Genomic DNA, 25,870 nt, shown 5'->3' with positions numbered 1-25,870 from the left:
GGGGCATTGATGACCGGCTTCTTCCTCATCGCCTGCATGACAACGACCCTGGATTCCGCGGGTCATGTCCATGCAAACCTGTTCTGGATGTCAGGGTTTATAATCTTTTCCGCGGTCCATATTTATTGCACCTGCATGTCCCGGTAGGTCTGCCCACACCTGCGCCGGGATAGGGTAGACGTTCAGACCCTGCTCTGGAAAATATTCTTCCGAATGGCCCGGGCATACCCTCGTTTCCCGAAATATGTCAGTGCGGGCATCGAAATCCTTAGCAATCCGGGCATGAGCATACACAGACCACCGAAAATCCCATCCAGTGCTGGAAGAAAGCGCTCAAGCCTGGGTTTATTTACAAGAGAGAGAATTTCGCGAGCGACGGCTTCGGGACGGGCAGGGCAACTCACAAAGTTCAGAACGGAGCCGCCTGACGCCATTTCCTGACGCAGCATCTCAGTTAAGACTGCCCCTGGAAAAATAGACGACACAGCAATCCCTCGACCTTCCACCTCTTGAGAGAGGGAGAGGGCAAAGTTCCGAAGGCCAGCTTTTGTCGCACCATAGATACTGCTGCCCGCCAGAGGCATCGTCGCGGCCATGGAGTTTACAAAAACAATCCGACTGCCTTTTTCCATAAGCGGAAGGAGCGTGGATGTCAGCACGACGGGCATAGTCAAATTGATAGAAATCTGGCTCAGCACATCGTCTGTAGCCATGCTTTCGACATCTGTCGGGGTTATGATTGCAGCACAGTGAATCAACACTGAAACGGAAGAGAGATTTTTCTTAACATTCTCGCAAACCCGCTCAAGTTCCGAGGCCTGCGAAGCATCGAATGGGACAAACGTAAACGAGTCATGCGAAATATCTGGACGTGAACGCGACAACCCAACGACATTGTATCCTTCATTCAGAAGGGAGCGGACAACAATCGCTCCGATCCCCCCGGACGCCCCTGTCACAATAGCGGTTCTTGGACTTCTGCCTGCGGCTTGTGGTATGTGTCGCGTGGAGTGAAACATTTATGAAACAATCTGTGAGGACATAATCGGGTTATATCCTCATGCAGAAAGAAATAAAATGCCGCATTTCTTTAACTGCAACGAAATTGCACTTTTTTACGTCTCTTCCCAGTAAACTGGCTAGTTTACTTATCGATATCCAGCGATAGATGAGCGATATTTTCTCTTAAAAAATTATATATCGGCACATGACGTACAGTGGACTTATAGCAGCAGTACGCTCACCTATTCGTAAAACCCATTTATGATGGTCAGTCAAACAACTGGGGACCTCGCAAGGAGCGCCTCGCGCAACACTGGATTGCGAGAGGCAGGTAGGTTTCGAGAACCGTCAGGATTGATCGGTTCACGACGAACCCCAGAAGGGGCCAATGCTTTCTGATCTGGGTTCTTAGCCGTCCCATGGCTCAAACTCCACGTCGTTATAAAATCAGGATGGCTGTTGGGAAGCGAGTTGGGTGTTCTCATCCTTTTTGATTTTCCGGAATTCCTCGTCCAGCAGCTGTGATGCGAGATGAAAAGCTCTTTTGGCATGCGCATAGGGAAGCCATTGCCCAAGAGGATTCCAAGGCATCCCGTTATTATAGGTTGCAATGGCAATCAGGGTTTCGCCCGTCTCTGCGTCTGTAGCGACCAGCTCCTCGCTTGCTCCACCGGGAAACGGCGGCGGTATCGGGGGCAGACCGCCACCAGCTGCACCAGCCGCAAAGCCTACAACGACAGGAATAGCATTGTAGTACCACTTGCTGCGCCGGATGTTGGTAATTGCCGCGCGGACCCGGATGGTTCCCGCGCAGGACGTAGCGCAGTTATCAGCTGAGACAATCTGAAAGTCGTGGCCCAGCGCTTTCCCCAGCTCATCATGGAACGCCTGGGTCATCCGCGCTTCAACCTGAGGCTTCAGTTTGGGAGCCTTTGCCACCGGATGCCAGACTACTGGATCGACCACCACGAAATGATATTTGGTGACGTCAATTTTGGGGGAGACATAGACGAGGTCTCTCGTGTGGTTTTTCTGATGGGCCATTTCCCGATATGTATCCTGAGGGATAAAACCAGTCTCAGTAGTTTTCTGCCCGGCACATCCTGAGAGCGAAACCATGAACGCGCAGGACATCAGAGCTCCCGCAACAGAGAAGCGCCGTAAATGCATATTAGGGAAAGCACCTGGCGCGGGCGGCCGAACTGGAAAAATCATGACTAGCTCTCTTTGAAAAAGGAGATGTATCCAAATTCACGGATGCTTCGCTTCTGGCGGCGCTCCGTATTAGAGCCGTTCTTAGAAGGGGTTCTTTTCCAGCGTGTGTCTCAAATATGCCAATTCTGAAATATTAGGAAAAATACCAATCGGCAAAAAAACGCCCTGAAACGGGAAGGTTTCAAGGCGCCATGGCGAACGGAATATGTATTTAATTTATATTTGAGAATACAAAAATAACCTCAAATTACACTCGATATTTATTTATATTAAAACTCTAATCCAGCCGCACAGAGGGCCGCACAAAAGTCTCGATCCAATCCGAATAAAGCGAGATCAGTCCTCTGTAAAAACCGAACAATTCAATCTGATGTCGCCGGTAGATAAACAGATGGGCCATGCGGGCAGAGAAACCATGGAAAAAGCCTCCTCCCCAGACTGTTCCACCAGGAAGAGCTGCCCATCCATTATATTTTCCCAAAGCAACAATGGCGCCCTTGTTCTTGAAAACACAGCCCGGAACCTTCACGCCTCGCTCAATGAATGCGGGTAAATGGCGAGCCAGATGAAGCGCCTGCTGACGGGCAACCTGAGCGGTTGCGGGGAGAGGGTCATCCTTGATGAAGGAGCAGTCTCCCACTGCAAAGATACGATCATCATCAATAGAGCACAGATTCGAATGGGTCAGGATCTGGCCGGTTGGGTTCAGGGATAGATTTCCATAAGTCTGGGTGACTTCTGGCGCTTTCACGCCTGCAGCCCATACCCGAAGCTTGGCAGGAATATGGGTCCCGTCTTTCAAAATGAAGCCTTCAGCATCCGCTGCTGCAACGCGGGCGGACGTTCTTACCGTTACACCTATCCGTTCAAGCTCCTGCTGCGCAGCAAGCGAAACGGACTCAGGAAAGGCGGGTAGAATACGAGGTCCAGACTGGAGCAACGTCACTCTCAGTTTTGGAGGCGTTTTTCCAAAAGCATGCAGACTGTAGGGATCAACGATATCCAGAGCTTTATGGAGTTCCGCAGCCAGTTGCGTACCCGTAGCGCCACCACCGACAATAGCGATGTCCAGTTCCGACCCATGGGCAAAGGCCCGCATCAGTTCCATACGAAATTTTTCATTGAAAACATTCGCTTCAACGAGGTTATCGATACAGAGACAATGTTCCTTGACCCCAGGCGTACCGAAATCGTTTGCGCAACTGCCGATCGCAAGAATGATCGTGTCATACTGGATTGTGCGACTTTCAAGAACCAGAGAGCCGTCTGTGGCATGGAAGGGGCTGAGAACGACCTGACGGTTTTCACGGTCAATCGAGACAACTTCGCCCGGCCAGAATTCAAAATGATGTTCACTGGCCTGGGTAATGAAGCTGATCCTGTCATTTTCATTGGCGACCGTCCCTGCGGCAAAACAATGCAGCATCGGCTTCCAGACGTGGGAAAAGCTTTTGTCGATTAACGTGATGCGCGCCTTGCGGCGCTTTCCCAAGGTTTTTCCAAGACTGGCAGCCAGCGAAAGACCAGCGACACCACCTCCAACGATCAGAATTTCTGACTGTGGTTTCATGAATTTCAAAGCCTCCGCCCAAAGACTGAATCTTGGGCTGCTAAAGAACTTCAACAAAAAATACAGATTTTCATAAGAAATAATAATAATATTTTCATGAGGATAATAAGGTATCGAAAAATTGATTAATGAGAACTAATCTGTATTTATTTATGAATATATAAAGATATTACTTGAAAACAAGAAGAAACTGTACGCTCCAACCCCTGAATAAGATAGGACGTCCTGCATATCCCGTTGATCTCTTATCGATAGAGCCAAATACAATTCAGAAATGATATTTTTTGAACCTTCAAAATTAATCGCAGAGAAAATTTTTCGATAAAAAATAACCAATTCAGGATATTATCTTCCATAAATTATAGACTTCCAGAAACAGTTATCATAACCACCCATCTTCAGCGGCTCAGAATGGGCTATCGGTCATTCCCAGAGATTCAGGGATCATTTTTCATGTTGTCTCGCCCTGAAGCTGTGCCTGCTTCACTCAGCCTGTCCCAGCTTCGCATTCTTGCTCTTGCTTCTCTCGGTGGCGCGCTGGAATTTTACGATTTTGTTATTTTCGCCTTTCTGGCCAAACTGATTGCAGCTCATTTCTTTCCTGCAAGTCAGGCCGAATGGTTAAGGCAGGCCGAGGCATTTGGCCTTTTCGGGGCAGGGTATCTGGCACGGCCCCTTGGTGGCCTCGTCATGGCGCATTTTGGAGACGTGTCAGGCCGCAAAAAGGTTTTTACCCTCAGTGTTCTTCTCATGGCCGTTCCAACTTTGCTGATGGGCCTGCTGCCAGGATATGAAACACTTGGCGTCTCAGCACCCCTGATCCTTCTCGCGTTGCGGGTGATGCAAGGGGCAGCGATCGGTGGCGAAGCACCGGGTGGCTGGGTTTTTGTCTCCGAACATGCGTCTGCGGGCCGTACCGGTCTGGCCACAGGGCTTCTGACGGGTGGGCTGACTGGCGGTATCCTGCTTGGCTCCATTATTATTCTGAGTCTGCATGCCATCCTCGCACCGGACGTTGTCTCGTCATGGGGCTGGCGTATTCCGTTTGTGATTGGTGGCGTTTTCGGCTTTGGGGCGATGTTCCTGCGTCGGTGGCTGGAAGAAACGCCTGTCTTCCGGGAAATGCATGATCGCGCAGAAACCGCTGGTACGCTGCCCGCGAAGATCCTTCTCCGCGATCATCGCCGTGGCATTCTGTGTTCCATGCTGACGACGTGGACGCTGACAGCGGCCATTGTAGTTCTCGTCCTGATGATGCCGCCACTCATGCAAACGCTTCATCACGTCTCGCCCTCTGAAACGATGATCGCCAGTCTGGCGGCAACTCTCTGCCTGACGCTTTCGGTTATTGTGATGAGTAGCCTGACGGATATTTTTCCCCTAAGGATCCTTGGTGTGATCAGTGGTCTGGCGCTGGCGGCAGGAGCTCTTGGGCTCTACGGGGTGTCTCCAAACTTCCCCCACATGCTGCCGGTGTGGGCGGGCTTTAGTGGTCTGTGCTGTGGGTTTGTGGGGCTGGTGCCTATCGGGATGCTTCGTGCATTCCCTGCCATGGTCCGCTTCTCAGGGCTTTCCCTGTCGTACAACATTTCCTATGCGGTGTTTGGTGGGTTGACGCCCGCGATCATATCCGCGCTGACGCCGCATACGCCTTTAGCCCCAGCGATTTACGTCGCGTTCACGGCCCTGATCGGTACCATCGCACTTTGGTGTTCCCCGGAAAGAGCCTGAGAGACAGATCAGCCTCCAGCCACTCTAGCTGCGTACGATAAGTTATAATGTTGTTTTAAAAGGATAAACTCACTATCCCTTTCCGCATCCATGAGATGTTGAAGGGATCATTGACCTGTGAGAGAGAGGCTTGGGCCGTGTATCATTTTTGGAGCGCTGCTTGAGCTGACAATGCTGTGCAGAGCACAGGCCGCAAGCTGCCCACAGTTCTTTGCTGGCGGTACTCCGCCCGCCGTGCTGTCTGAAACACAGCGGATCGGGACAGTCCTGCTTTGCAACGATGACTATGCTGTTCTCGTCTCCGAACAGACCAAAGATCCCCTCTGGTCTGCCGAAGATCTGACGGAAGAGAACGTTTCTATTGCACGTCAGACGCAGCGTAATGACAGTTTCCAACCCGACGCGCGCTTGCCTCGGACCATGCAGGCACTCCTAACGGACTATCGCTCCTCCGGATATGATCGCGGCCACATGACGCCGAGCGGAGATGAGCCGGGTGCCACGGCGCAGGATCAGTCCTTTCTGCTTTCCAACATCGTTCCTCAGACAGCTGAATTGAACCGTGGCGCATGGGAAGGAGTGGAAAGTGCGGTAAGAGGCTGGGCTGAACAGGAAGGCGAAATCTTCGTTGTAACGGGGCCTGGATATGATCCGGACCATATCCAGAAAACCATTGGAACCAGTCGTATTCCTGTCCCAGCCGTCACATGGAAAGCCGTCTATGATCCGGCGGGGAGTGGGACAGGCGCCTACGTGTGCCTTAATACCTCCCATCCGACCTGCAAGATCACATCCGTGGCTACGCTGACACAGCTTGTGAATATTGACCCGTTTCCATCACTACCGGCATCCCTCAAAGACCATGTGTCAGCGATGCCGCCTGTCCGGCAGAGCCCGTATGCGCTCGCTCACCGGTCAAACGGGCAGAAACTCCTGAAAGCATGGGGGAGCAAGGCGGCCCAGAAGGCGCTGAAAGCTCTTGTCCGAGCTCTCAGGCCGTAGTGCAGATGGGCTGAGGCTTACAGGATCGTTGGAACGATCCCGCCTTCGCACCTGATTGCCGCACCATTGGTGACCGCTCCGAGCGGGCTGGAGAGCAGGGCGACTTGCGCAGCAATTTCGTCAGGGTGAATGAGACGCCGAAGAAGCGAAAGAGGCCTCATGGTTTTGAAGAATTCCGCTTCACGCTCCTCTTCAGACGCTTCTTTGTTCGTGACGGCAGCCTTAATGAAGGCGGTGCTGCCCTCGGATTTTGTGGGGCCGGGGAGAACGCAGTTGACTGTAACACCCGTTCCTTTGGTTTCTTCCGCCAGACCGCGTGACACAGCAAGTTGAGCTGTTTTGGTCATGGCATAGTGAATGGTGTCACCCGGCGTCACCACACCACATTCGCTGGAGACGAAGATGATGCGCCCCCAGTTCTGCTCGATCATTTTCGGGAAGTAATGCCGGGAAAGCCTGACACCGCTCATGATGTTGACTTCGAAAATGTGGGTCCACTCTTCATCCGCGATATCGCCAAACGCCTTGGGCTCGAAAATACCAAGGTTGTTGATGAGAATGTCCACGGAAGGCACAGCGTCGATCAGAGTGGCGGCACCTGCTGGCGTTCCAGCGTCGGCCTGAATGGCACGAACCTGCGCTGGTGCATTCAGTTCCGCCGCTGCCGCCTCAAGCTTTGACGGACTCCGACCGCAAATAACGACATTGACGCCTTCAGCCACGAACCGCATGGCTATTGCGAGACCGATCCCGGATGTTGAGCCCGTAATCAGAGCAGTCTTACCTGTGAGTTTCAGATCCATAATGGCCTCATTGCTGCTTATGAATTCAAGATTTGGACGTGCTCGAAGGGAATTCGATCAGCTGGCTGGGCTACGAACTGTCTTGAGGACACGATATTTGAGCGTGCGATGAATAAAGGAACGCAGCTTCTCATCAAACCTTAGCTGTTCAGCATTACTGGATATTTGCATCTTCCACGTGCTTCATCATAATCCAGGCCAGGCGGATGAGGCGGTGGCGCGGGAAATCCGCTGCGGGTCCGGCCACTGCTATGCTGGCACGCACTTCGCCGCTTTCCCGCAAAGGAATGGCAACCGCATTTACACCGGGATGGTATGCTTCAAGATCAAGAGCATATCCCTTGATGCGCACGTTTTCGATGTCAGTCAGCGTGTGGTCATTCAAGGCGTTGGCCCGCGTTGTGAGAACACGCGTCCCAAGGCCCGGAACGAAGGCGAGGAATACGAGACCAACCGCAGAACCTTCCAGTTTTTCGCGATTTCTCAGGCGCGAGGCGGCGATATTTGGCTCTTCCAGATCGACGATATCCAGATAGGCCGTCTCATCTCCGCTAGGAACGCCCAGATAAACAGTCGCCTTGCTGTCTCGAGCGATTGCTTCGAGGATGGGTCGCACCTTGTCTCTCAGAAGATGATCGTCTCCCAAGATGCGAGCGAGATTCAGGATGCGGCCCCCAAGATGATAGCGCATATCTCCCGGTCGACGATGAACATATCCGAGATATTCAAGGGTTTGCAGAATGTTGTGCGCTGTCGTTTTCCCGAGGCCGGAAATCGCAGCCAGATCTCGCAGACGTGCGCCGCCACCTTCCTGCGCGATGATTTCAAGCAGTGCGGCAGAGCGCTCGATGGACTGAACGAGTTTTGGTGACTTTCCCATGCCGCAATGTCATCTGGCGGCACTGTCAGCGTAAAGAGCGAACGGGAAAAATGTGAAAGTGTTCAGCATTAATGAACGGCAGTGCTGTATGGGGATTATCAAAAAGCCTCTGCACTCATGGTCCATCCTGCTCAACCCAGCCACCTTGACTTCGCTGGAAGAGAGGAGACGAAAAGCAGCTCATAACAGGAAACGAAAATTTACCCTGCCAGCATTCACTCTGTGTCATCACGCAAAGTGCTGCACAAGGAGAAACACCGGCTTCGGCCAGAACTCTGACGCCAGCTTCCAGAGACACCCCTGTGCTGACAACATCATCCACGATGACAATCCGCTTTGCTACCTGAAGCAACGGAAGCAGGTTCGGGTCCAGGTAAAGCCGCTTGGTTTTGTCCGGGCTGGTAATCGAGGACAGTGGTGCCGAAAGGCGTTCATCATACCAGAACTTGCGCGATGTACTCAGCGGGACATAGCGTTCATGACGACAGGCCCGTGCAATCGTTGCGGCGAGCACCAGCCCGAGAGTTGGCATTCCGACGATGAGGTCGGGGGCTAAGGAACGAGCGATTTCAGCCAGATTTTCGGACAGCGCATCCATTACCCGGAATGAGGCCTGATTCACCAGTAAGGATGAGACGGCCTGCTGGTCATCTGGAAGGACACGCAACGGCAGATCCAGCCTGTGAGTCGCGAACCGGACACGGAAACGATCCGTGTAAGGAGCGGAGAGATCCTCATCCGGTGCTAAATTCTGCCAGAAGGGCAGGGTACTCATGCGGACCTCTCGACGAAGGCTGTCAGCAGGTTCACTGCGTTTTCAAGAACAGTCTCATCAAAATCAAACAGGCTTGCATGATGAGGCGCGGCGATATCAGCTCCAATCAGGCAATATCCTGCCTGTCCGCCCCGGTCCTGAACACGTTGCATCATGAAAGTTGCGTCGTCGCCCCCACCGATAGGCCAGTTCCGAACCACCGTTCCAGATTGTGTTTCCTGAACCGCAGCCTCCAGACGCTTCATGATCGATTCGTCCGAATGTGCGCTGATGGCCGTTCCATAGACGTCGATCTCGACATGCACGCCCTGACTCAAAGCGGCGCCTTCAAGCGTTCGCCTTGCTCCTTCAGTCAGGCGTTGTAGCCCTTCATGGGCTGAGGCGCGCAGTTCCAGCTCCAGATAAGCACGATCGGCTATGACGTTGCGGGTCCGGCCAGCGTGGAGCAGCCCGACATTGATACGGGTATCAGACTGACCGTCCCTCGGAAGAGCGTAGAGACCAGGGACGGCGATAGATGCCGCGAGAAGGGCATTCCGACCTTCTTCGGGGCACATCGCCGCGTGAGCCGCAGTACCGGAAAAGGTGACGTTCCATTTTTCGGCCCAGAGGAAGCCATCAGCAGCAAGAGCGATCTGCCCACTTGGGAGCTGGCAACCAAGATGCGAGGCCAGAAAGATATCAACGTCATCAAGTAGCCCGCTAGCAACGACAGGCTGTGCACCGCGCCCACCTTCCTCCGCCGGCTGAAAAATGAAACGGAGCGTCCCGGCCCATTTCGCATCTATTTGTGAGAGCCGTTCCGCAACAGCCAGACCGATCGCGGTATGACCATCGTGGCCACAGGCGTGCATGCGACCTTCACACTGGGAGGCAAACCCTTCATTGGCTGGGCGATGCTCACCGGCATCAGATTCATGAACGGGCAGGGCATCCATATCAAAGCGGAGCACCAGAACCGGGCCATCCCCACGTCGCATTTCGCCGCAAATAGCCGTTTGCCCGTCAGACATTTTGTCCAGCCATTTTGGACTGGCCCCAGCCTGAAGCGCCGCTTCCTTTGCTGCCTCAACGTCCCCGGCCGACGGAATGCCACGGACATCGTCCATGCACATGATCTCCGCGCCTGCCTTTACAGTATATCCAAGATCGAACAGGCGCTCCGCCACGACGGAAGCAGTCCGATATTCCAGAAAAGCTGTTTCCGGGAAGCGATGCAGTTCGCGGCGCATACCCACGACGTCACGGGGAAACTGCATCAGACGCTCTCAATAATCATGTCAGTAAAAATGTCTCCCGTGCCTCCATCTGCAATTCCAAGATCCGTGACGTGCGGGCCAGGATTACAGGCAAGGGATGCCCCGGTTACGAGCTTGATCATGGAGGTCGGACCATCCCACGTCGCGGCAGCCGCAGCAGCCCGGCGGACAGCAGCAAACTGCTCGCTCACCACTTCGGGACTTTCAGGAGACAGGAGCCCGCAGACGGGAAGAGGAACATGAGCAACGATCTTGCCACCGCGAGCGACTGCGATTCCACCGCCACTGGCGATGAGAGTGTTTGCTACAAGCGCCATTTCTTCCGCATTACGGCCAAAAATCGCCAGATTATGGCTGTCATGGAGAATGGTGGTGCCGATGGTAGCGGACCAGTCTCCCCATCCTTCAAGCACCCCAAGCCCGGGAGGGCCTTCCTCCCCATAGCGATTGAAAACCGCCATCAGAGCCGTATCGGAGGGAAGGACCAGATGGCCATTCTGAACGTCCATCTCTCTTTGGCCCCAGCGGGTCGCACGGGGCGTATGCACCGTACGGACCTGAACTCTCTGACGATCCGGGGCACGGACTTCGAAATCCGCCGCAGTTACAGGAGAGCGTCGGACAGTATGAAGCGGCAGGCCCGGAAGCTCGGGCGGCAGATCTGCAAGAAGCGCTCCCCGGGACGCCGAATGTGCACCGGATGTAAAAACTTCCAGTGGCGTAAAATCCCGGAGATTGTCGAAAACAACCAGATCGGCCCGGCGTCCGGCGGCAACCAACCCAAGATCACGCCGCTCAAGGCGCATTGCCGCATTCAAAGTGGCGCACCGCAGAACATCCAGCGGCTTCATGCCTAACGCGACCAGACATCTCAGGTGATGAACCATTCCGCCGCGGCGCAACAGATCGTCCGGAAAGATGTCGTCCGTACACAGGGTAACAGTCTGTGGGACGCAACCCAGCTCTTCAAACGCAGCGACAGCTTCTGGAAGGATGTTTTCGTGGGAGACACGAAGCTCAAGCGTCATGCCCGAGCGCAGTTTTTCCAGAATGTCAGTCTTACTGGTCAGTTCATGGTCGGACTCAACGCCCGCCGCCATGAAGGCCTGCAGATCTTTGCCTGCGAGATTGCGAGCATGCCCGCAGACCAGCTTTCCGCTGGCACAGCCAGCATTAACAATCCCGCTCATACGCGGCGAGCCATTCACGACCCCGCGCATATCCATCACTTCAGCGACGCCAATCACCTCAGGCCAGGAGAGCATCTCCTCCATGGCCGTAACGTCAAAAACAGCGCCGGACCGTTCCAGGCCAGGAGCTGAGGGAACGCAGGATGGAGCTTCGACCAGAATGCGCAGGGGAAGCCCTCTGGTCGCTTCAATGGCCCAGCGAACACCTTCAAGACCGCTGACATTTCCGATCTCATGAGGATCCCAGCAGATGGTCGTCGTGCCCTGAGGAACAACGGTCTGAGCATAGACCCGAGGGGTAACCATCGAACTTTCGACATGCATATGGGCGTCGACGAGTCCAGGAGCGATAACGGCTCCCTCAAGGTCAAAGACCTTATGGGCGTCCTGCCGCTGACCTCTGGGATGCGTGCTGGCAATAAGGGGGCCAACCAACCCGACATCTGCTTCCCGAAGCTCGCCCGTCGCAACATCCGCAACAAGGCCGTTGCAAAGCAGAACATCAAACTCCGCACGGCCCATAGCCGCATCGACTGCGCGCCTGCGGAGTTGGGGATCTGCCAGCGAGCAGTTCACATCAACCATGCGTGTTCATCCGGTTGGCGGCATCCACGAAAGTCTGAATAAAGCGTGGCGCATCAACTCCCGTCACGATCTTCACGGGACGCTCCCCGATATGGGGGCGCGTGCTTTCCGGCCAGACATGTGCGTAGCCATAATTCGGACCATGTGTGAGATCGACGTCCATATAGGCTGTGACGCTGCTTGTGATGAGTGCCGGGTCTACGGCGATGGCCGCGGCAAGTTCATCCCACATGGGCTGAGGATGGAAATACTGACGTAGATAGTTTGAAACCGGGCCGGGTGTCTGCGTCGCCTTGTCCCGGATTTCCGCCGTCATGCGGATCGGGTTCGCGACAGCCCCCACGGAGATGACCTCCGGGAAGGGCGCTTCAAGCGCAATGCTGGCGGCTTCCGGATCAAACATCAGGTTGAAGTCCGTGTAATAATCCGCGCTTTCCGTCACCTGCGCCAGATTTCCATCCACGATCGCGCCCATGAACACCAGACGACGGCAAAGGGAGGCGAAATCCGGGTCCAGCTTGATAGCCAGAGCGATGTTTGTCAGGGGACCCGCTGCGAGAACCGTGACCTGATGCGGATGCGCATGCACTTGTCTGATGAGGAAGAGAGCCGCCGTTTCAGGGAGAGTTTTCCGCTCCGTAGCGCCTTCTTTCAGAGACTTTACGGGAGGTTGAAGATCCGGTGCATCTCCGCGCCAGGCCCCTTTCCACGGCATTTTTCCGTTTGATTTTTCCCATGCCAGCAGCCGCGCCCGTGAATTGACAAGCGGTTGTGTGGCACCAGGCACTACGGGAATGCTGGAGGGCGCGTTCGCAATATCCAGAAAACGGGAGAGATGAGCTACGGCCTCATTTTCCCAGCCATCGCCGATAACGACCGTAAAGCCAAGAAGCGTTGCTCTGTCTGCCTGTCCCAGCAGCGGAATGACGGACTGGATATTGGTGCCGCCCGGGCCCGCAAAATCATTGTCGATAATGATGTAATTCGGATCAGTGGCCGCTTCGGCACGAAATGGCAGAAGAGAGGCAAGCCCAAGCAGAAGGGCCGGAAGGCCGGATTTTAAAAACATGATGGGTCCTCTCAGGCGTGATGGCCGTGCATTCGGGCGGAAACGACAAAGAACAGAATGAAGATGACACAAAGCCCCCACACGACAGGTGGGATCGCACGTCCGCGTCCTGTAGCGAGAGCCATGGCCGTGTAGGAAAATGTTCCGATAGCCATGCCGTTGATGAGATTGCCCGTCAGGAGCGCAATAATGAACGTCAACGCGGCTGGTGCGCTCTCTCGCAGGTCGGACAGGTCCAGGTGACGAACGCCTTGGAACATCATCATCCCGACCATGAGCAGAGAGGGTGCCGTCGCCTGCGGCGGAATAATCATGAATAGCGGCCACAGGAACAGGGATGCCAGAAATCCGCCCGCGATCACCAGAGCCGTCAGGCCGGTTCGCCCCCCGGCATGCACGCCCGTGATGGATTCAGAATAGACAGTCACGATGGACGTCCCCAGCAATGGCGCCAGAATGCTGCCTGCCGCGTCCGTGATGAACGCTTCCCGGGCACGAGGAATACGACCGCTTTTCGAGACCATCCCGGTGGCCGTAACAACCCCCAGCAGGTTAGCCAGTGTGCCAAAAAGCTCCGTACACAGGAAGAAAAACAGCATCGGCAGCACATACAGAATGTGCTGCACGAGATAGAGCGGCTGCAACTGGAAGGCCGTGGCATGTGGCCACTGAGGCAGAGCGAAAATATGCGCTGGCCAGCGCGTGATGGTGCTGCCTTTTCCATCCGGCAGGAAAAGCCCCACAATCGTCAGGGCGATGATGGACAGGATCAGGGAGCCAGGGACACGTCGAGCCACGAGAACGGGCGTCAAAATGAATCCGGCCAGCGTCATCAGAACTTTTGGGCTGGTGATCGGCCCCATGGTTACGAATGTCGAGGGACTAGGGACGACGAAACCGGAATTCCGCATTCCGATAAACATGATGACCAGCCCGACCGCGACCTGAATACCGATCCGCAGCGTATCAGGAATATCGTGGGCGATGCGCTCCCGAAGGCGCGTCAGGCTCATGATCATGAAGATCACACCCGTCAGGCAGACCAGCGCCAGTGCGGATTGCCAGGGCACGCCCATCTGTTTGACGAGAATGATCGCGAAAACGACATTCGAGCCCATGGCGGGCGCAACACCGAGAGGCAGATTGGCCAGCAGACCCATCAGCGTCGTGCTGAAGAGCGCGATGAGGCAGGTCGCCGTCAGAACACTGGCCCGATCCATCCCGGCTTCGGCCATGATCATCGGATTGACCGCCACGCAGTAAACCATCGCAGCAAAGGTCGTTAGGCCCGCAACAACCTCACGGCCAGCAGTCGTCCCGCTGGCCGTGAGGTTGAAAAAACGATCCAGATGCTCTCGCCACATGCCGGTCAAAGATCGATCTTTGCTGTCACGAGAGCTGCAAAGCTGCCTGCGACGTAATATGTTGGTGAGCCCTGCGCTGCGATGGTGCTGCCATAAATGCCCTGAGCTGCTCTGGATGAAGCAGCAACACCAGCGACACCGGAAAGATACTTGTTGTTGCCGACATTCATGAGGTTCAGCCTGATTTCCGGATGCGTGTGAAAGATCTTTGGCGCACGGTAGCCGAAATTCATATCGGCGTTCACATAACCCGGCATGGCCTGATCATTCATGAACGTCGAGAACTGACGACCGACATATTTGACGGCAAAGCCCGCAAAATATGTTCCATCATCATAGTCCAATCCGACAGAGGCCTGAACGCTCGGACTACGAACAGCAGTTTTACCCGCGGTTGGAAGGTAATCCGAGCCGACCTGATAGTTGTTGTCGATCGTGGCATGCAGATATTCCGCAGACATATACGGACGGAAATGGTGCCAGGGACGAAGACCCATTTCGATATCCACACCCCGGGACGTCTGACCGCCCGCGTTGATATTCTGGGTGATCTGCGCGTTATTGATCGTAACCTGTGTGGATACCTGACGGTTCGTGAAGTTGTAGTTGAAGAACGTAATGGATCCGTTGAGAATATCGCCCTGATACCGATATCCCAGCTCTTCCGAGATGGAATATTCAGTCTTCTGAGACGGATTGGCCTGCGTCGCCACCTTGCCTGTCGTCGCGCTGTAAGTGTTGTAAAGCGCGTTCAGCGTTGGGGTACGGAAATTGGTCGCGACATCTGCGAAGATCTGATTATGGCTGTCGATCCGGTAACGCGCGCCGAGATTGGGCGTAGCAACGGCGGCGTTCATACTGGTGCGGTACTGTGCTCCAGGTAGGTAGTTATAGCCGATACGGGTTACCATGGACTCCTTGATCCCGGCTTCAACACGCAGACGATTATGCAATGCGTTGAATGTGTCACCAAAGAACAGGGTATTGACGCGTGTGATCGTCAGGTTGTCATAGCTGGCCAGACGAGTGCCGTCAGACAGCTTCACATTACCCAGGTACCCCCACACATTCGCCGGGCCGCCATTTTCGCCAACCGCGCTGTAGGGGTTGACCATCCGCTCACGGGACCAGTCAAACCAGTATCCGAAGACAAGCGTGTGCCTGCCCATGGTGTAATGGACTTTGGACACCAGACCCGGTCGATAAACATAAGGGGTTCCAAATGGCGTGTACATCATGACCTTATCAGTTGTGGTACCGTTTCCATTCAGATCAATGCTGTATTTTTGTGTGCCGGAATAAACAGCGTTTTCAGACAGAAGGGACGCCGAAGCAATCGTGCCGGAGTTCCAGTAGAAATACGGCGTAAAGTCAAAACCCAGCTTGTCATTCACCACAATATTCTGCGGGGCACTGAGGATCAGCACGCGATAGGGGCTCTGATGAAGCTTCCAGTATTTCGTATCTGTCGGCGAGAATGCCTCGGTATAATTGGCGCCACGTCCGTATTGCTGCCAGGCTGAAAGCGTCGGGTTCAGATACGCGACTTTCATGGAATCATCGAACGTCAAGGCGACCGTGCTACGGCTGCCATTGGTCCAGTCTTTCACCAGTTTGGCATCAATATGCTGCTTGTGATCATCACCCGCACCACGGAAATGCGGCTCTTCAAGATGAGACCAGGCCACAAACGCTCGCATGCCCGTATTGCCAATGTCACCGCTCTGGAGACGGACATATTCACGATGAGTGTTGTATGATCCGAATGAACCAGCGATCGTTGCACCCATCTTATGGGACGGATCGATCAGGTTCATGGACACGATACCGCCCGACGCACCAATGACCGGCGAATCAAGGTTGGCAGAACCCTGCTGCATCGTGACTTCGTTGAGGTTTTCGGAATCTACCCATTCTGTGGGAAATGCCATGTACGACCCGATGTCGTTGAGGGGGGCACCCTCAACCGTGAAACCGATCTGGTCACTGTTCATGCCACGGATCGTCATGTTTCCGCTGACCATACCAAAGGGATCAGCACTCGCGACATTCGCACCGGGCAGGTTACCGAGAAGTTTGAAAACGTTCGGGGTAGGGGCCTGCTTGGCGATATAAGCCTGAGTAATCTCGCTGCGTGATTTTGTGCCATTCTGCGGGACCATACGCCCACCAGCGACAGCCTCAGCCGCCACCCGGATCACTTCTGGCCGTGACGGCGCCGGTTTTATAGTCTTGCGGGATGCAGGAGAATGACGTTTCTCCGCAGCGTGTTTTGTATCTGCAACGGGAGCAGCGTACGCTGCCACCCAAAACAGATTGCCGATAACGGCTGTACTCAGGAAGGTCGAAGCGCGCATGGAAGAAGCTCTCAAACGATACGGAGACGCCCGAAGTGACACAGATCCCCATGGATCGGCCGTAAAGGCGACACATGAATCGGCAAAGACGTATTAGGTTGTTATAAGACGTCTTAGTATCGTCTCATCGACTTTCGTTCAATCCAAAAGTGAAACGTTCCCCGGATTTTTTCCTTATGCGTCATGCCGTCTTTTCATCAGATCTGGATCCGAATGGTCCAACCCCCCTGTATCTTCAGGTGGGGCACCATATCTCCGGGCTGATTGGCAAGGACAGCCGGTTCATGGAGCGCCTGCCTTCAGAGGCGGAGCTTTGCCAGATGTATGGCGTCAGTCGCATCACGGTCCGCCAGGCACTGTCCTATCTCGCGGAGCGTGATGTCGTCGTGCGCCAGCATGGCCGGGGCACGTTTGTCGGGGCATTGCATCGGCCGGGCCGACAGCAGACCATTCACTCATTTTTTGAAATTCTGGCAGGCAAGGGTTTAAGCCCTGAGATGACGCTTCTGGATTACAGAATGCGTCAGCCACCCGAAGAGGTTGCAAAGGCACTTTCCGTGACAGGCGATACGCTCTTCATTCGACGTGGCTATCGCTCAGAAGAAGGGCCGTTGGGCGTGACGGAGGTATTCTATCCGGGACCGCTCGCTGAGCTTGTCACGCCAGAACTTGCTGCCCGCACAACATCTGCCTCCATTTTGCAGGACGTGCTCAAGCTACGCATCAGTCATGCAGACATTTCCATCGGCCTGTCACGGGCGTCTCAAGACGTTGCGGAGTGGCTGAAAGTGGATACAGGCGCTCCATTAATGCGGATAAAGCGTGTGACGACATGTACTGGCCATGGTGTGTGTGAATACAGTCGGCTTCTTGTTACCGAAGGAAGCGCGGATTTCCGCATCAACGCAGATGGCGAAATGCTGGCTGAAGGTATGACCTGACGGGCTTCCTGTGACGCCACGCACTCGCGCGCATCACAAGTTGAGCGTCCATTGGGCCATTCAGGATAAATTAAGAAACTGCCTTTAGATTTCTTCCGGGTTCTGGAAGCCGTTCTGACCCGCATACGGCTGCCATTATATTTTCGGGAGAAACTTCCCTTGCTCCGTTGGATTGAAACGAAAGCTCCGATCCGACAGAAACTTCGGGTCATCATCACGGCCCTTCTCGTTGTTTCTGCCGTTCAGTTTGTTGTGGATGAAGTGTGCGAGAGGTTTCTTGTTCACTATGCAGGGGCGCAGATCGTTACCCAGCTGCTCGGTGTTCTGCTGCAGATTATTTTGACCCTGGTGATTGGCAGCTTTGCCATTCGCATCATCGCGGTCCCTTTTGAACGAATTACGGAAGCAACGGAAAAGGTTGCAGACGGGGATTTCAAATCCCGTGTTCCTTATGGCGACCGCTTGGATGACGCCGGGCGGCTCGCCAAATCCCTTCTTAAGTTCATCGACAGTAGCCAACACCGGATCCGGGCCCAGGAAGAGGCTGCACACGAAGCCCGCAAAGCCGCTGAGGCTCAAAAGCACCTTTCTGAAGAGAGTGATCGGATCCGGCAGGTCCAGAGTGAAACAATAGAACAGATCTGTGCCGGTATGGAGATCGTCAAAACTGGCAACCTGACCTTTTCTTTTCCCGAGCCATTTCAAGAAAAATTCGAAGATTTCCGGGTGAATTTCAATGCTCTCATTGCCAACTACCGGTCTTCCGTGGAGCAAATCGCCGATGGCGCATCAGTCATCGCCAGCGGTACAGCAGAAATATCTTCCGCATCAGACGATCTTGCCGCTCGGACAGAGCAGCAGGCGGCCAATCTTGCGGAGGCTGCTACGGCAGTCAGTTCTGTTACAGCGACAGTGCGTGACACTGCTCAGGCTGTTCAGGACGCCAGGCTGGCTGCTTCCAGCGCTCGAGATGAAGCCGTAGCAGTAGCCGAAGTCATGAAGCTGGCCAATGGCGCCATGGAAGGCATCAAGGCTTCGTCAGGGCAGGTGGGGGCAACAATCGGACTGATGGAAGAAATGGCGTTTCAGACCAATCTTCTCGCCCTGAATGCCGGCATCGAAGCTGCTCGCGCCGGGGAGGCCGGGGCTGGCTTTTCCGTCGTTGCAACTGAGATCCGCAATCTTGCCCATCGGTCCTCCACTTCGGCAAAAGAGATCCGTGCCCTTATTTCCGTTTCTGGCACACGAGTTTCCGAAGGAGTGGGACTTGTCGCTCAAGCCAATCAGGCAATCAGCACGATCACTGCGAATGTTGGTCGTATTACCTCTCTGGTTGAGAGCATCTCGTCAGCTGCGACTGATCAAGCCGAAAGTCTGTCCGATATCAATACCCGGATCAGCGCAATGGATCAGGCCACACAGCACAATGCAGCTATGGTCGAAGAAACCACGACAGCCAGCCATAATCTCAAGCACGAGGCGCAACAGCTTCATAAAGTGGTAGGGCATTTTACCTACCGCGCGGAACGTTGAGAATTTCCAATTTTATTGGCACTTGCGCTTCATCATAACCCGGCTACTCTCGCACCTTCTTTCGGGATCGTAAGAATTAGAGGCTGGAGAACCGGGCATGATGAAGTTGCGCCAACAAGTTTCAGGCAGAAGATCTTTTCTGGCCGGTGGTATGGCGCTTACCTGCTCGATGTTCACAGCATGCGCCCGCCCATCGCACGATCAATTCTCAGGGGTAGATCGGTTAGTCAGAGACGCCATACTGGACGGGCAGGCCCCGGGCGCTGTTGTCGCAATCGGCCATAATGAGCAAATCGTTCATCGATACGTTTATGGCCATCAGGTCCTCGTTCCTCGCCAGGAACCCATGACGTGGGAAACGCATTTCGACATGGCCTCCCTGACCAAGCCAACCATGACAGCGCTGGCCGTCATGCAGTTAGTGGAGGAGGGGCAACTGCACCTTGATGATCCTGTAACGCGCTATCTTCCTGCATTTGGTACCAATGGCAAAAGCAGCATCACGCTCCGCCTTCTTCTGACACACTATTCCGGCCTTCCACCAGACCTCCCTCTGGAAGACGCCTGGAACGGAAAAGTCGAGGCTGTTCGCCGCGTCATGACCTCGCCGCTGGCCAATCCTCCTGCCGAGAAATTTGTATACAGTGATATCAATTTCATCACCTTGGGCCTCATCGTCGAAAAAGTGAGCGGCCTTGCTCTTAACGATTATGTCCGCAGAAATATTCTTTTCCCATTGGGAATGACGCAGTCCGGCTATCTTCCTGATGCGTCCCTGACGCCAATTATTGCCCCCACGCAATACGACGAAAAGGGAATACTGCTGCGTGGTGTTGTCCATGACCCGACGGCCCGAAGAATGGGGGGTGTAGCGGGACATGCCGGGCTTTTTTCAGATGCTCATGATATGTGCCTCTATGCGCAGGCACTCCTTGATCGACTAGCTGGGCGCCCGAGCTCATTCCCTTTGAGACGTGAGACACTTGTCCTCATGGTTACGCCGCAGCAGCCGACTGCAAAAACTGATCTCAGGGGCCTAGGTTGGGACATTTCGACGCATTATTCGTCTCCACGCGGCGATATTTTCTCGCGTAACTCTTTTGGGCATACGGGCTTTACCGGAACGTCTCTGTGGATCGACCCGGAGAGTGACAGTTATGTCCTGATCCTCACAAACCGCGTTCATCCTTCCGGCGGACACAGTGTCGTAAAGCTACGCCATGACATCGCAACCGAAGCAGCGCGCGATTTAGGTCTAATATCTCCTTCCTGATCAAGGGCATGAGATTTCGACTTCTCTAACGGTTCTATTCTGTATGTCTGACCTTGAGACTTAACGCTCCCACTTGCCCGAGGGAAATAACCGTTCGATATACAGAGACTGGGACCCGATTGAAGCGCATTTGTGCATCATGATCATAGGCATTTCTATCATTCCAAATGAATCTACTCGCTGCCTATTCACTAAATAAATATAAAGTCAGCTATGAATGGAGTGAACTATCCCGTTATAAGCGGGCAACGCACGTTCTTGACGCAGTTCATCATGCATCTTTGCATCACAGCATAGATTTGCAATACTATAAATTTTCATAAGTGGCGTTAGAGATCATTCAGATTTTTCAAGAGAATCCCGAAGAAACAAAGTCTGAATATCGTCTTCTGAGAAACTATAATGGCAGAGTAGATCAGGCTAGACCGGCATCTGCACTTTACGAGGTCTGATGGACACATATCTGCGCTAATGTTCATGCCGCCATCATTCCAATAGACCTTCATAATTTACTTCAAGGCCCTCTAAGTCCCTCCGTTCAACTTACCTTACTCCGGTCTCCGGAAAAGCATTTTGGACATCGTGAGCGAATTACCAAGGACGAGACACTTACCAAGTGCCTCTAAGAAGCGAAGGAGACCCGTACACGGTAATGGCACGTTGGTATGATCCCTCTCACTCCAAGGAAAACCCCTATGCCACAACAGGCAGGGCCAGTTTTCTAATGGTTTGTGACGTTAGGGAATGGGGAAATTCAGCCTCTCTATTTCTCTTCAGAGAACGTGAACAAACATGCAGTTCGGCGCTACCTTCTCAATCCATGGTCTACCACTAAGGGGTAGAAAAAGCGCGTCCCGTACGGCGCCCCCATGCAAAACATTCCCTAGTTACGGACCTGTTCGCCTGACCGAATGCGCGTCTGTTGGACTTCACGGAAACGGGCGAAAGCAGCCCAACTTAGGGAAACTGCCACCGCACCCAATGAAAACGCACCTGACCATATAAAAATAGCGGTCTTTGGCTGAGTCCATAGTGGAAAGAGAAACGCAAGGAAGAGACACGCAAAACGGCCAATCCGCATAAAAGGTGATGGCTCATTGTGATGTAATTTGGCGAAGCGAAGCATTTTGGGCTCGCATAGAGCATGCATGACCAAGCCGCAGCTACACAACAACAGGCAGAGACATAGCATCATAGTCGACGAGCAATCTGAAGCGACACCAATCCCAGCATAAGGGCACAAAGATCAGTTGCAGCAAAAACAGTTGGAAGATGAAGAATGGACACGCCGGACCGTGTAAGAAGATCGAGGGGCGTGAGAAATATCGACAAGAAACCAAGAATACCCAGCTGTATTTTCCATCCCAGCATTTGACGTCCATACAAACATGCCAAGAGTCCGACTATCGCGCTTATAGCCCACACGACAAAAAAGCTATGGACCTCGGCCAGGGGACGGGATGAGAGAGAGACCGGCAGAAGGCGATTAGCCCAGAAAAAAGCGAGTGTTGCCAGAAGAAAACCCGGAATCGACCCGATAGCCAAACCTTCCGCAATACGGAATATAGCCCGCTCTCCCGATTGCTTACGGCGCTTCATCAGGAAAATGATTGAGCCGCTCGCAAACATGACAGCTCCCGTGACGCCTGACAGAAAATACATCCATCGCAGTCCTGATCCCGTCCATCGTGCATAATGAATGCCCTCCATCAACTGCTGCGCATGTGTCACAGGCGTCGGTAGCAGAACATGCCGAAGGAAACGCCCGTCAACCGGGCTGAAATCTATATGTTCGCGCGTTAGCAGCGGGCCAGACATATCCGTCCGCGTAAAGAGCATGCTGTCTGGCAGAAAAAGGATGTGGCCGACCTGGCCGCTTCCTAATGTCTGCTCAGCTTGTGACAACAACGAAGGTAGGGAAGGCAAAGTCGGTACACTTGGTTTCTCTTCTTCCGCGGGTACATCCGGATGGGAGTTGGCGATAAAAAGGGCTTCAAACGAAGCGACATAAGGCACCGGTGGGAAAACGGTGCGTGCACGTATGAAGGTCCCTGTATAGGCCATCATAATTACAAAAGGCAGAAAAGGGACGCTGGCCAGAACATGTACGTCCAGCCACGCCCTCAGCCTGGCACCAAACGGCCGCAGCAGTAGCAGATCAGGAATCAGCCCTTTCAGGTGAATGATGATGCCAGAACCCAGCGTGACCAATAACGCCAGCCCCGCAACGGCAATAACTGTTTCGCCGTAAAGGCCAGTCCGCATTGTATAATGCAGGTCATAAAAAAATGTGCCTCCTGCTGTTGCGCGAGCAGAAATCTGCTTACCAGTCTGAGGGTTGAACGGCACATTCAGAAATTCATAACCGTCGTGATGCTGCACGCGCATGAACGGATCACGCGTGGAAGGCAGTGTTATAAAGGGCTTTTCTCCTTGTAGCAGCAGACTGCGGACAGCCGGCAGTGTGCTATCAAGGGCGTGTGCAGAGAAAGGCGGGGCTTGCGGGGGAACCTCAGGCTGAAGCCATCGTGTCAGTTCGGTATCGAAGACTGCCAGACTTCCTGTCACAAAAACGCAGAAAAGAAGAAGACCAGCAACAAACCCAATCCATGCATGGAGCCATCCCATGCGGGTACGGAGATTATCTTGCATCAGCGATGAAACAGTAAGCCAGAGGCGGCGACGATGCAGGTAATTCCGACGAAAACGGCACCTCGCAAAGGATTTTTTGTCCCGAAAGCGACCAGAAACAATATGGGAAAGAGTGCGATTGCAATCATCTGACCGAAAATCACAGCGTCATGTCGCGTACCAGGTCCCCAGTGAGGAGATCCCAAGGTTACCAAATGAGCAAAAACCCAAGCCAAAACGAGACTCAAAAACCCTCTGCCCATCCATTTTGGAGTAGGCGAGGGCGGCCGCTGTCGTACTGTTTTTCGGGTAGAGGACATATCTGCAGTCATCACAAACCAGCCCCCACGGTAAGCATACCAAACTTGGGTTCGCCGCTATCAGGCTGGTCATTTGCAAATCGCACTCGCGCACATTGCCGCCGTCTTGAATTTATTTTTTCCTGGGTGTCCAGATCTACCGTAATCAAGCGGCTTTCGTCCCTTGGCAGGTTATTACTGGCGCCGCTTTATCACGAAAGAGCAACAAACCTAGTGACAAAAAATTACTCACCGAAAAGTAACTTACTGAGTTTACTGGATTTCTCGATGCATGGCGGAGAGAGAGGGATTCGAACCCTCGGTACGCTATTAACGTACACACGCTTTCCAAGCGTGCGCCTTAAGCCGCTCGGCCATCTCTCCTGTCGAGCGAGGTGGTGTTTACGAAAAGGCCTTTCGGAGATCAACCCCCCAAACGAACTTTTTCAACAAATTTTTTGATTAAGTCGTGAGACTTATGACCAGGCCTGTCTTCGACACCTGAAGAGACATCGACAGCAGGCGCTCCACTCGCGTGCAATGCGTCGCGAACGTTCGACGGATTTAGCCCACCCGCCAGCATCCAGAACACTGGGGCAGTCCAGTTTTTGGTCAACGTCCAGTCAAATGTTCGCCCTAGCCCCCCGGGGCGATCGTCGCCCTTCTGGTGAGGGGCCTCAATGACATAGCCATCGAATTGAGCACGGGATGGAAGGTCCGAAGAGGATGACACACCTCGCGCAAGCCAGGTCGGAAGACCAAACCGGCTTTTGATTGCCCCAGCCCGTTCTTCCGTATCGTAGATCTGAAGGATATCAAGCGGCACGGACTGAAGGGTCCGTTCGATTGTCTCATCATCTGCTTTAACAAAAAGACCAACACGGGCAGGTCCACCATCGCCGTGGGATGGAATGCTGCGGGTAAGGACCTGCGCCTGCTCAGGCGTCACGTAACGAGGGGATGCCTGATAAAAGACCAAACCGACCCAGTCGACACGCAGATCAGCACAGGCCTGCATAGTTGCAACATCCCGCACACCGCATATCTTGATGCCGGTCATGCGCTGGCAAGCTCAGCCATGATGTCCTGGGCCGCCAAGGCGGGATTGACTGCACGTGTGATAGGTCGTCCTACGACGATCCAGTCTGCACCCGCCTGAGCAGCCTGCGTAGGCGTCATGATCCGTTTCTGATCATTGGATGCGCTACCGGCAGGGCGAATTCCAGGAACCACCAGAACAGGCTTATCACCCAAAGCATCACGCAGAAGCCCGATTTCATGAGCGGAACAGACCAACCCATCCGCGCCCGATGCGATCGCCAGCTTCCCGAGGCGCAGCACCTGCTCCCGTGGCGTAGTGTCCACACCCGTCTCCCGCAGGCCAGCATCATCCATACTGGTCAACACGGTAACGGCGAGCAGGCGAGGGCGCTGTGCCTCATCTGGAAAGGATTTTTCCAGAGCTTCGCGAGAGCGAGAGATCATCTCGGCACCGCCACAGGCATGAATCGTTGTGAGGGCGGGCCTCAATGGTGCAAGCGCTGACAAACCTGACGCTACGGTATTCGGGATATCGTGTAGCTTCAGGTCCAGAAAAAGCTTGTGGCCTGCGGATACTTCCCGAACTGCATCCAGACCGCAGGCATAGGTGAATTCAAGCCCAAGCTTGATGGCATCAACCGTATTGCCAAGTGTTGAAGACCACTCTTCTGCCTGCGATCGGCTGTTCGTATCAAAAGCAGCAATCAGCTTGGTGCGCTTGGACATGGTAATGATCAGATCCGGTTTTCAGGTGAGGAGACCGTTGTTGCTGGTGCAGCAACCGGTGGGGTCTGGAGACGGTCAAGCCGCTGATGCAGTTCAACCAACTGGCTTTCCAGTGTGCGGACATGGGCTTCTGAACGACGGGCGCGTGAACGCTGACGCAGTTCTCCCACCCAACCGGTCAGGAAGCCAAAGATCAGCCCCACAACACCGATACCGAGTGCAAGCGTTCCGACAGACAGATGCCAGCCGAAGGAAATCAGCCAGATTGGCTCAAGATCGGTATTGCTCAGGGCAAAAACGATCAGGGCGGCCAGGAAAATAACGATAAAAAGAAGTCTCAGCATAGGGAGGTCCTATCGTGCTGCCTGCAGGGCGACAAGACACCCGCAAGAGGATTGATTTCCTGTCAGCACTCATGGTGTGCTCTTGTCTCGGACATAACCAAGCACCGATGCTGACGTTCCGTTAAGGCGATAACATTCCCAGTATCTTACTGAAAGGGACCGCCGTGTCTGAAGTCATACCACTGCGTCCATCATTACCAAAAGCCGACACATTATGGGCGGTCATTGCTTCTCAGGGAAAGCGTACAGTCATTGCTGATATTCATTTGTCACGGGACGC

At 54.0% G+C, this 25,870-nt stretch carries 20 protein-coding genes and 1 tRNA gene; 5 read left to right on the top strand and 16 right to left on the bottom strand.

Features of this window, described 5'->3' with window-relative positions; genetic code table 11:
• Positions 1-182: 182 nt before the first annotated feature.
• From GFR01_RS09330 to GFR01_RS09320, 3 genes are all read right to left on the bottom strand, one after another.
• Positions 183-1,019: an SDR family NAD(P)-dependent oxidoreductase gene (locus GFR01_RS09330; RefSeq protein WP_244902228.1), complete on the bottom strand. Its 837-nt coding sequence runs from the start codon at positions 1,017-1,019 to the stop codon at positions 183-185.
• A gap of 430 nt (positions 1,020-1,449) precedes the next feature.
• A complete protein-coding gene (locus tag GFR01_RS09325; protein WP_264780571.1) occupies positions 1,450-2,121 on the bottom strand; it encodes a DUF3313 domain-containing protein in 672 nt (223 codons plus the stop codon).
• Positions 2,122-2,494: 373 nt separating this feature from the next.
• A complete protein-coding gene (locus GFR01_RS09320) occupies positions 2,495-3,787 on the bottom strand; it encodes an NAD(P)/FAD-dependent oxidoreductase (RefSeq protein WP_063903704.1) in 1,293 nt (430 codons plus the stop codon).
• Positions 3,788-4,240: 453 nt separating this feature from the next.
• Here GFR01_RS09320 and GFR01_RS09315 point away from each other — a divergent pair, with 453 nt between their 5' ends.
• The gene (locus tag GFR01_RS09315) at positions 4,241-5,518 is read left to right on the top strand and encodes an MFS transporter (protein ID WP_099182224.1); all 1,278 of its coding nucleotides are present in this window, start codon (positions 4,241-4,243) and stop codon (positions 5,516-5,518) included.
• A gap of 117 nt (positions 5,519-5,635) precedes the next feature.
• Entirely contained in the window at positions 5,636-6,520 is an 885-nt protein-coding gene (locus GFR01_RS09310) for a DNA/RNA non-specific endonuclease (protein ID WP_099182223.1), read from the top strand.
• Positions 6,521-6,537: 17 nt separating this feature from the next.
• On the opposite strand, the gene GFR01_RS09305 is transcribed toward GFR01_RS09310, so the two are convergent.
• The 8 genes from GFR01_RS09305 to GFR01_RS09270 form a co-directional block, all read right to left on the bottom strand.
• Complete coding sequence (locus GFR01_RS09305) at positions 6,538-7,323, bottom strand: SDR family NAD(P)-dependent oxidoreductase (RefSeq protein ID WP_063903701.1); 786 nt, start codon at positions 7,321-7,323, stop codon at positions 6,538-6,540.
• Positions 7,324-7,477: 154 nt separating this feature from the next.
• Entirely contained in the window at positions 7,478-8,203 is a 726-nt protein-coding gene (locus tag GFR01_RS09300) for an IclR family transcriptional regulator (RefSeq protein WP_099182222.1), read from the bottom strand.
• 115 nt (positions 8,204-8,318) lie between these two features.
• The gene (locus GFR01_RS09295) at positions 8,319-8,978 is read right to left on the bottom strand and encodes a phosphoribosyltransferase (RefSeq protein WP_099182221.1); all 660 of its coding nucleotides are present in this window, start codon (positions 8,976-8,978) and stop codon (positions 8,319-8,321) included.
• Positions 8,975-10,237: an amidohydrolase gene (locus tag GFR01_RS09290; RefSeq protein ID WP_099182220.1), complete on the bottom strand. Its 1,263-nt coding sequence runs from the start codon at positions 10,235-10,237 to the stop codon at positions 8,975-8,977. The genes GFR01_RS09295 and GFR01_RS09290 overlap by 4 nt, the downstream gene beginning before the upstream one ends.
• Positions 10,237-12,012 (bottom strand): adenine deaminase, encoded by a 1,776-nt coding sequence (locus GFR01_RS09285; protein WP_099182219.1) that lies wholly within the window; start codon positions 12,010-12,012, stop codon positions 10,237-10,239. Before GFR01_RS09285 ends, GFR01_RS09290 begins: the two co-directional genes overlap by 1 nt.
• Positions 12,005-13,081: a nucleoside hydrolase gene (locus tag GFR01_RS09280; protein ID WP_099182218.1), complete on the bottom strand. Its 1,077-nt coding sequence runs from the start codon at positions 13,079-13,081 to the stop codon at positions 12,005-12,007. The genes GFR01_RS09285 and GFR01_RS09280 overlap by 8 nt, the downstream gene beginning before the upstream one ends.
• An 11-nt stretch (positions 13,082-13,092) precedes the next feature.
• Positions 13,093-14,445 (bottom strand): NCS2 family permease, encoded by a 1,353-nt coding sequence (locus GFR01_RS09275; RefSeq protein ID WP_099182217.1) that lies wholly within the window; start codon positions 14,443-14,445, stop codon positions 13,093-13,095.
• Between the two features lie 5 nt (positions 14,446-14,450).
• Positions 14,451-16,802: a TonB-dependent receptor gene (locus GFR01_RS09270; protein WP_099182216.1), complete on the bottom strand. Its 2,352-nt coding sequence runs from the start codon at positions 16,800-16,802 to the stop codon at positions 14,451-14,453.
• 176 nt (positions 16,803-16,978) lie between these two features.
• On the opposite strand from GFR01_RS09270, the gene GFR01_RS09265 reads away from it, so the two are divergent.
• From GFR01_RS09265 to GFR01_RS09255, 3 genes are all read left to right on the top strand, one after another.
• Positions 16,979-17,743: a GntR family transcriptional regulator gene (locus tag GFR01_RS09265; protein ID WP_099182215.1), complete on the top strand. Its 765-nt coding sequence runs from the start codon at positions 16,979-16,981 to the stop codon at positions 17,741-17,743.
• Positions 17,744-17,902: 159 nt separating this feature from the next.
• Positions 17,903-19,276 (top strand): methyl-accepting chemotaxis protein, encoded by a 1,374-nt coding sequence (locus tag GFR01_RS09260; protein ID WP_167384233.1) that lies wholly within the window; start codon positions 17,903-17,905, stop codon positions 19,274-19,276.
• 97 nt (positions 19,277-19,373) lie between these two features.
• Positions 19,374-20,549: a serine hydrolase domain-containing protein gene (locus GFR01_RS09255; protein ID WP_099182213.1), complete on the top strand. Its 1,176-nt coding sequence runs from the start codon at positions 19,374-19,376 to the stop codon at positions 20,547-20,549.
• 1,191 nt (positions 20,550-21,740) lie between these two features.
• Here the strand turns inward: GFR01_RS09255 and GFR01_RS09240 are convergent.
• The 5 genes from GFR01_RS09240 to GFR01_RS09215 form a co-directional block, all read right to left on the bottom strand.
• Positions 21,741-23,201: a PepSY-associated TM helix domain-containing protein gene (locus GFR01_RS09240; RefSeq protein WP_099182211.1), complete on the bottom strand. Its 1,461-nt coding sequence runs from the start codon at positions 23,199-23,201 to the stop codon at positions 21,741-21,743.
• A gap of 571 nt (positions 23,202-23,772) precedes the next feature.
• Positions 23,773-23,863, bottom strand: a tRNA-Ser gene (locus GFR01_RS09230).
• Positions 23,864-23,903: 40 nt separating this feature from the next.
• The gene (locus GFR01_RS09225) at positions 23,904-24,539 is read right to left on the bottom strand and encodes a phosphoribosylanthranilate isomerase (protein ID WP_099182210.1); all 636 of its coding nucleotides are present in this window, start codon (positions 24,537-24,539) and stop codon (positions 23,904-23,906) included.
• Positions 24,536-25,246, bottom strand: a complete 711-nt coding sequence (gene pyrF / locus GFR01_RS09220; RefSeq protein WP_099182209.1) for an orotidine-5'-phosphate decarboxylase — start codon at positions 25,244-25,246, stop codon at positions 24,536-24,538. The genes GFR01_RS09225 and pyrF overlap by 4 nt, the downstream gene beginning before the upstream one ends.
• 8 nt (positions 25,247-25,254) lie before the next feature.
• Complete coding sequence (locus GFR01_RS09215; protein ID WP_063903685.1) at positions 25,255-25,590, bottom strand: lipopolysaccharide assembly protein LapA domain-containing protein; 336 nt, start codon at positions 25,588-25,590, stop codon at positions 25,255-25,257.
• Between the last annotated feature and the right edge of the window lie 280 nt (positions 25,591-25,870).

It is taken from the genome of Gluconobacter frateurii (assembly GCF_002723955.1).
GTDB classification, from domain to species: domain Bacteria; phylum Pseudomonadota; class Alphaproteobacteria; order Acetobacterales; family Acetobacteraceae; genus Gluconobacter; species Gluconobacter frateurii.
This window is presented reverse-complemented; position numbering and strand designations above follow the sequence as displayed.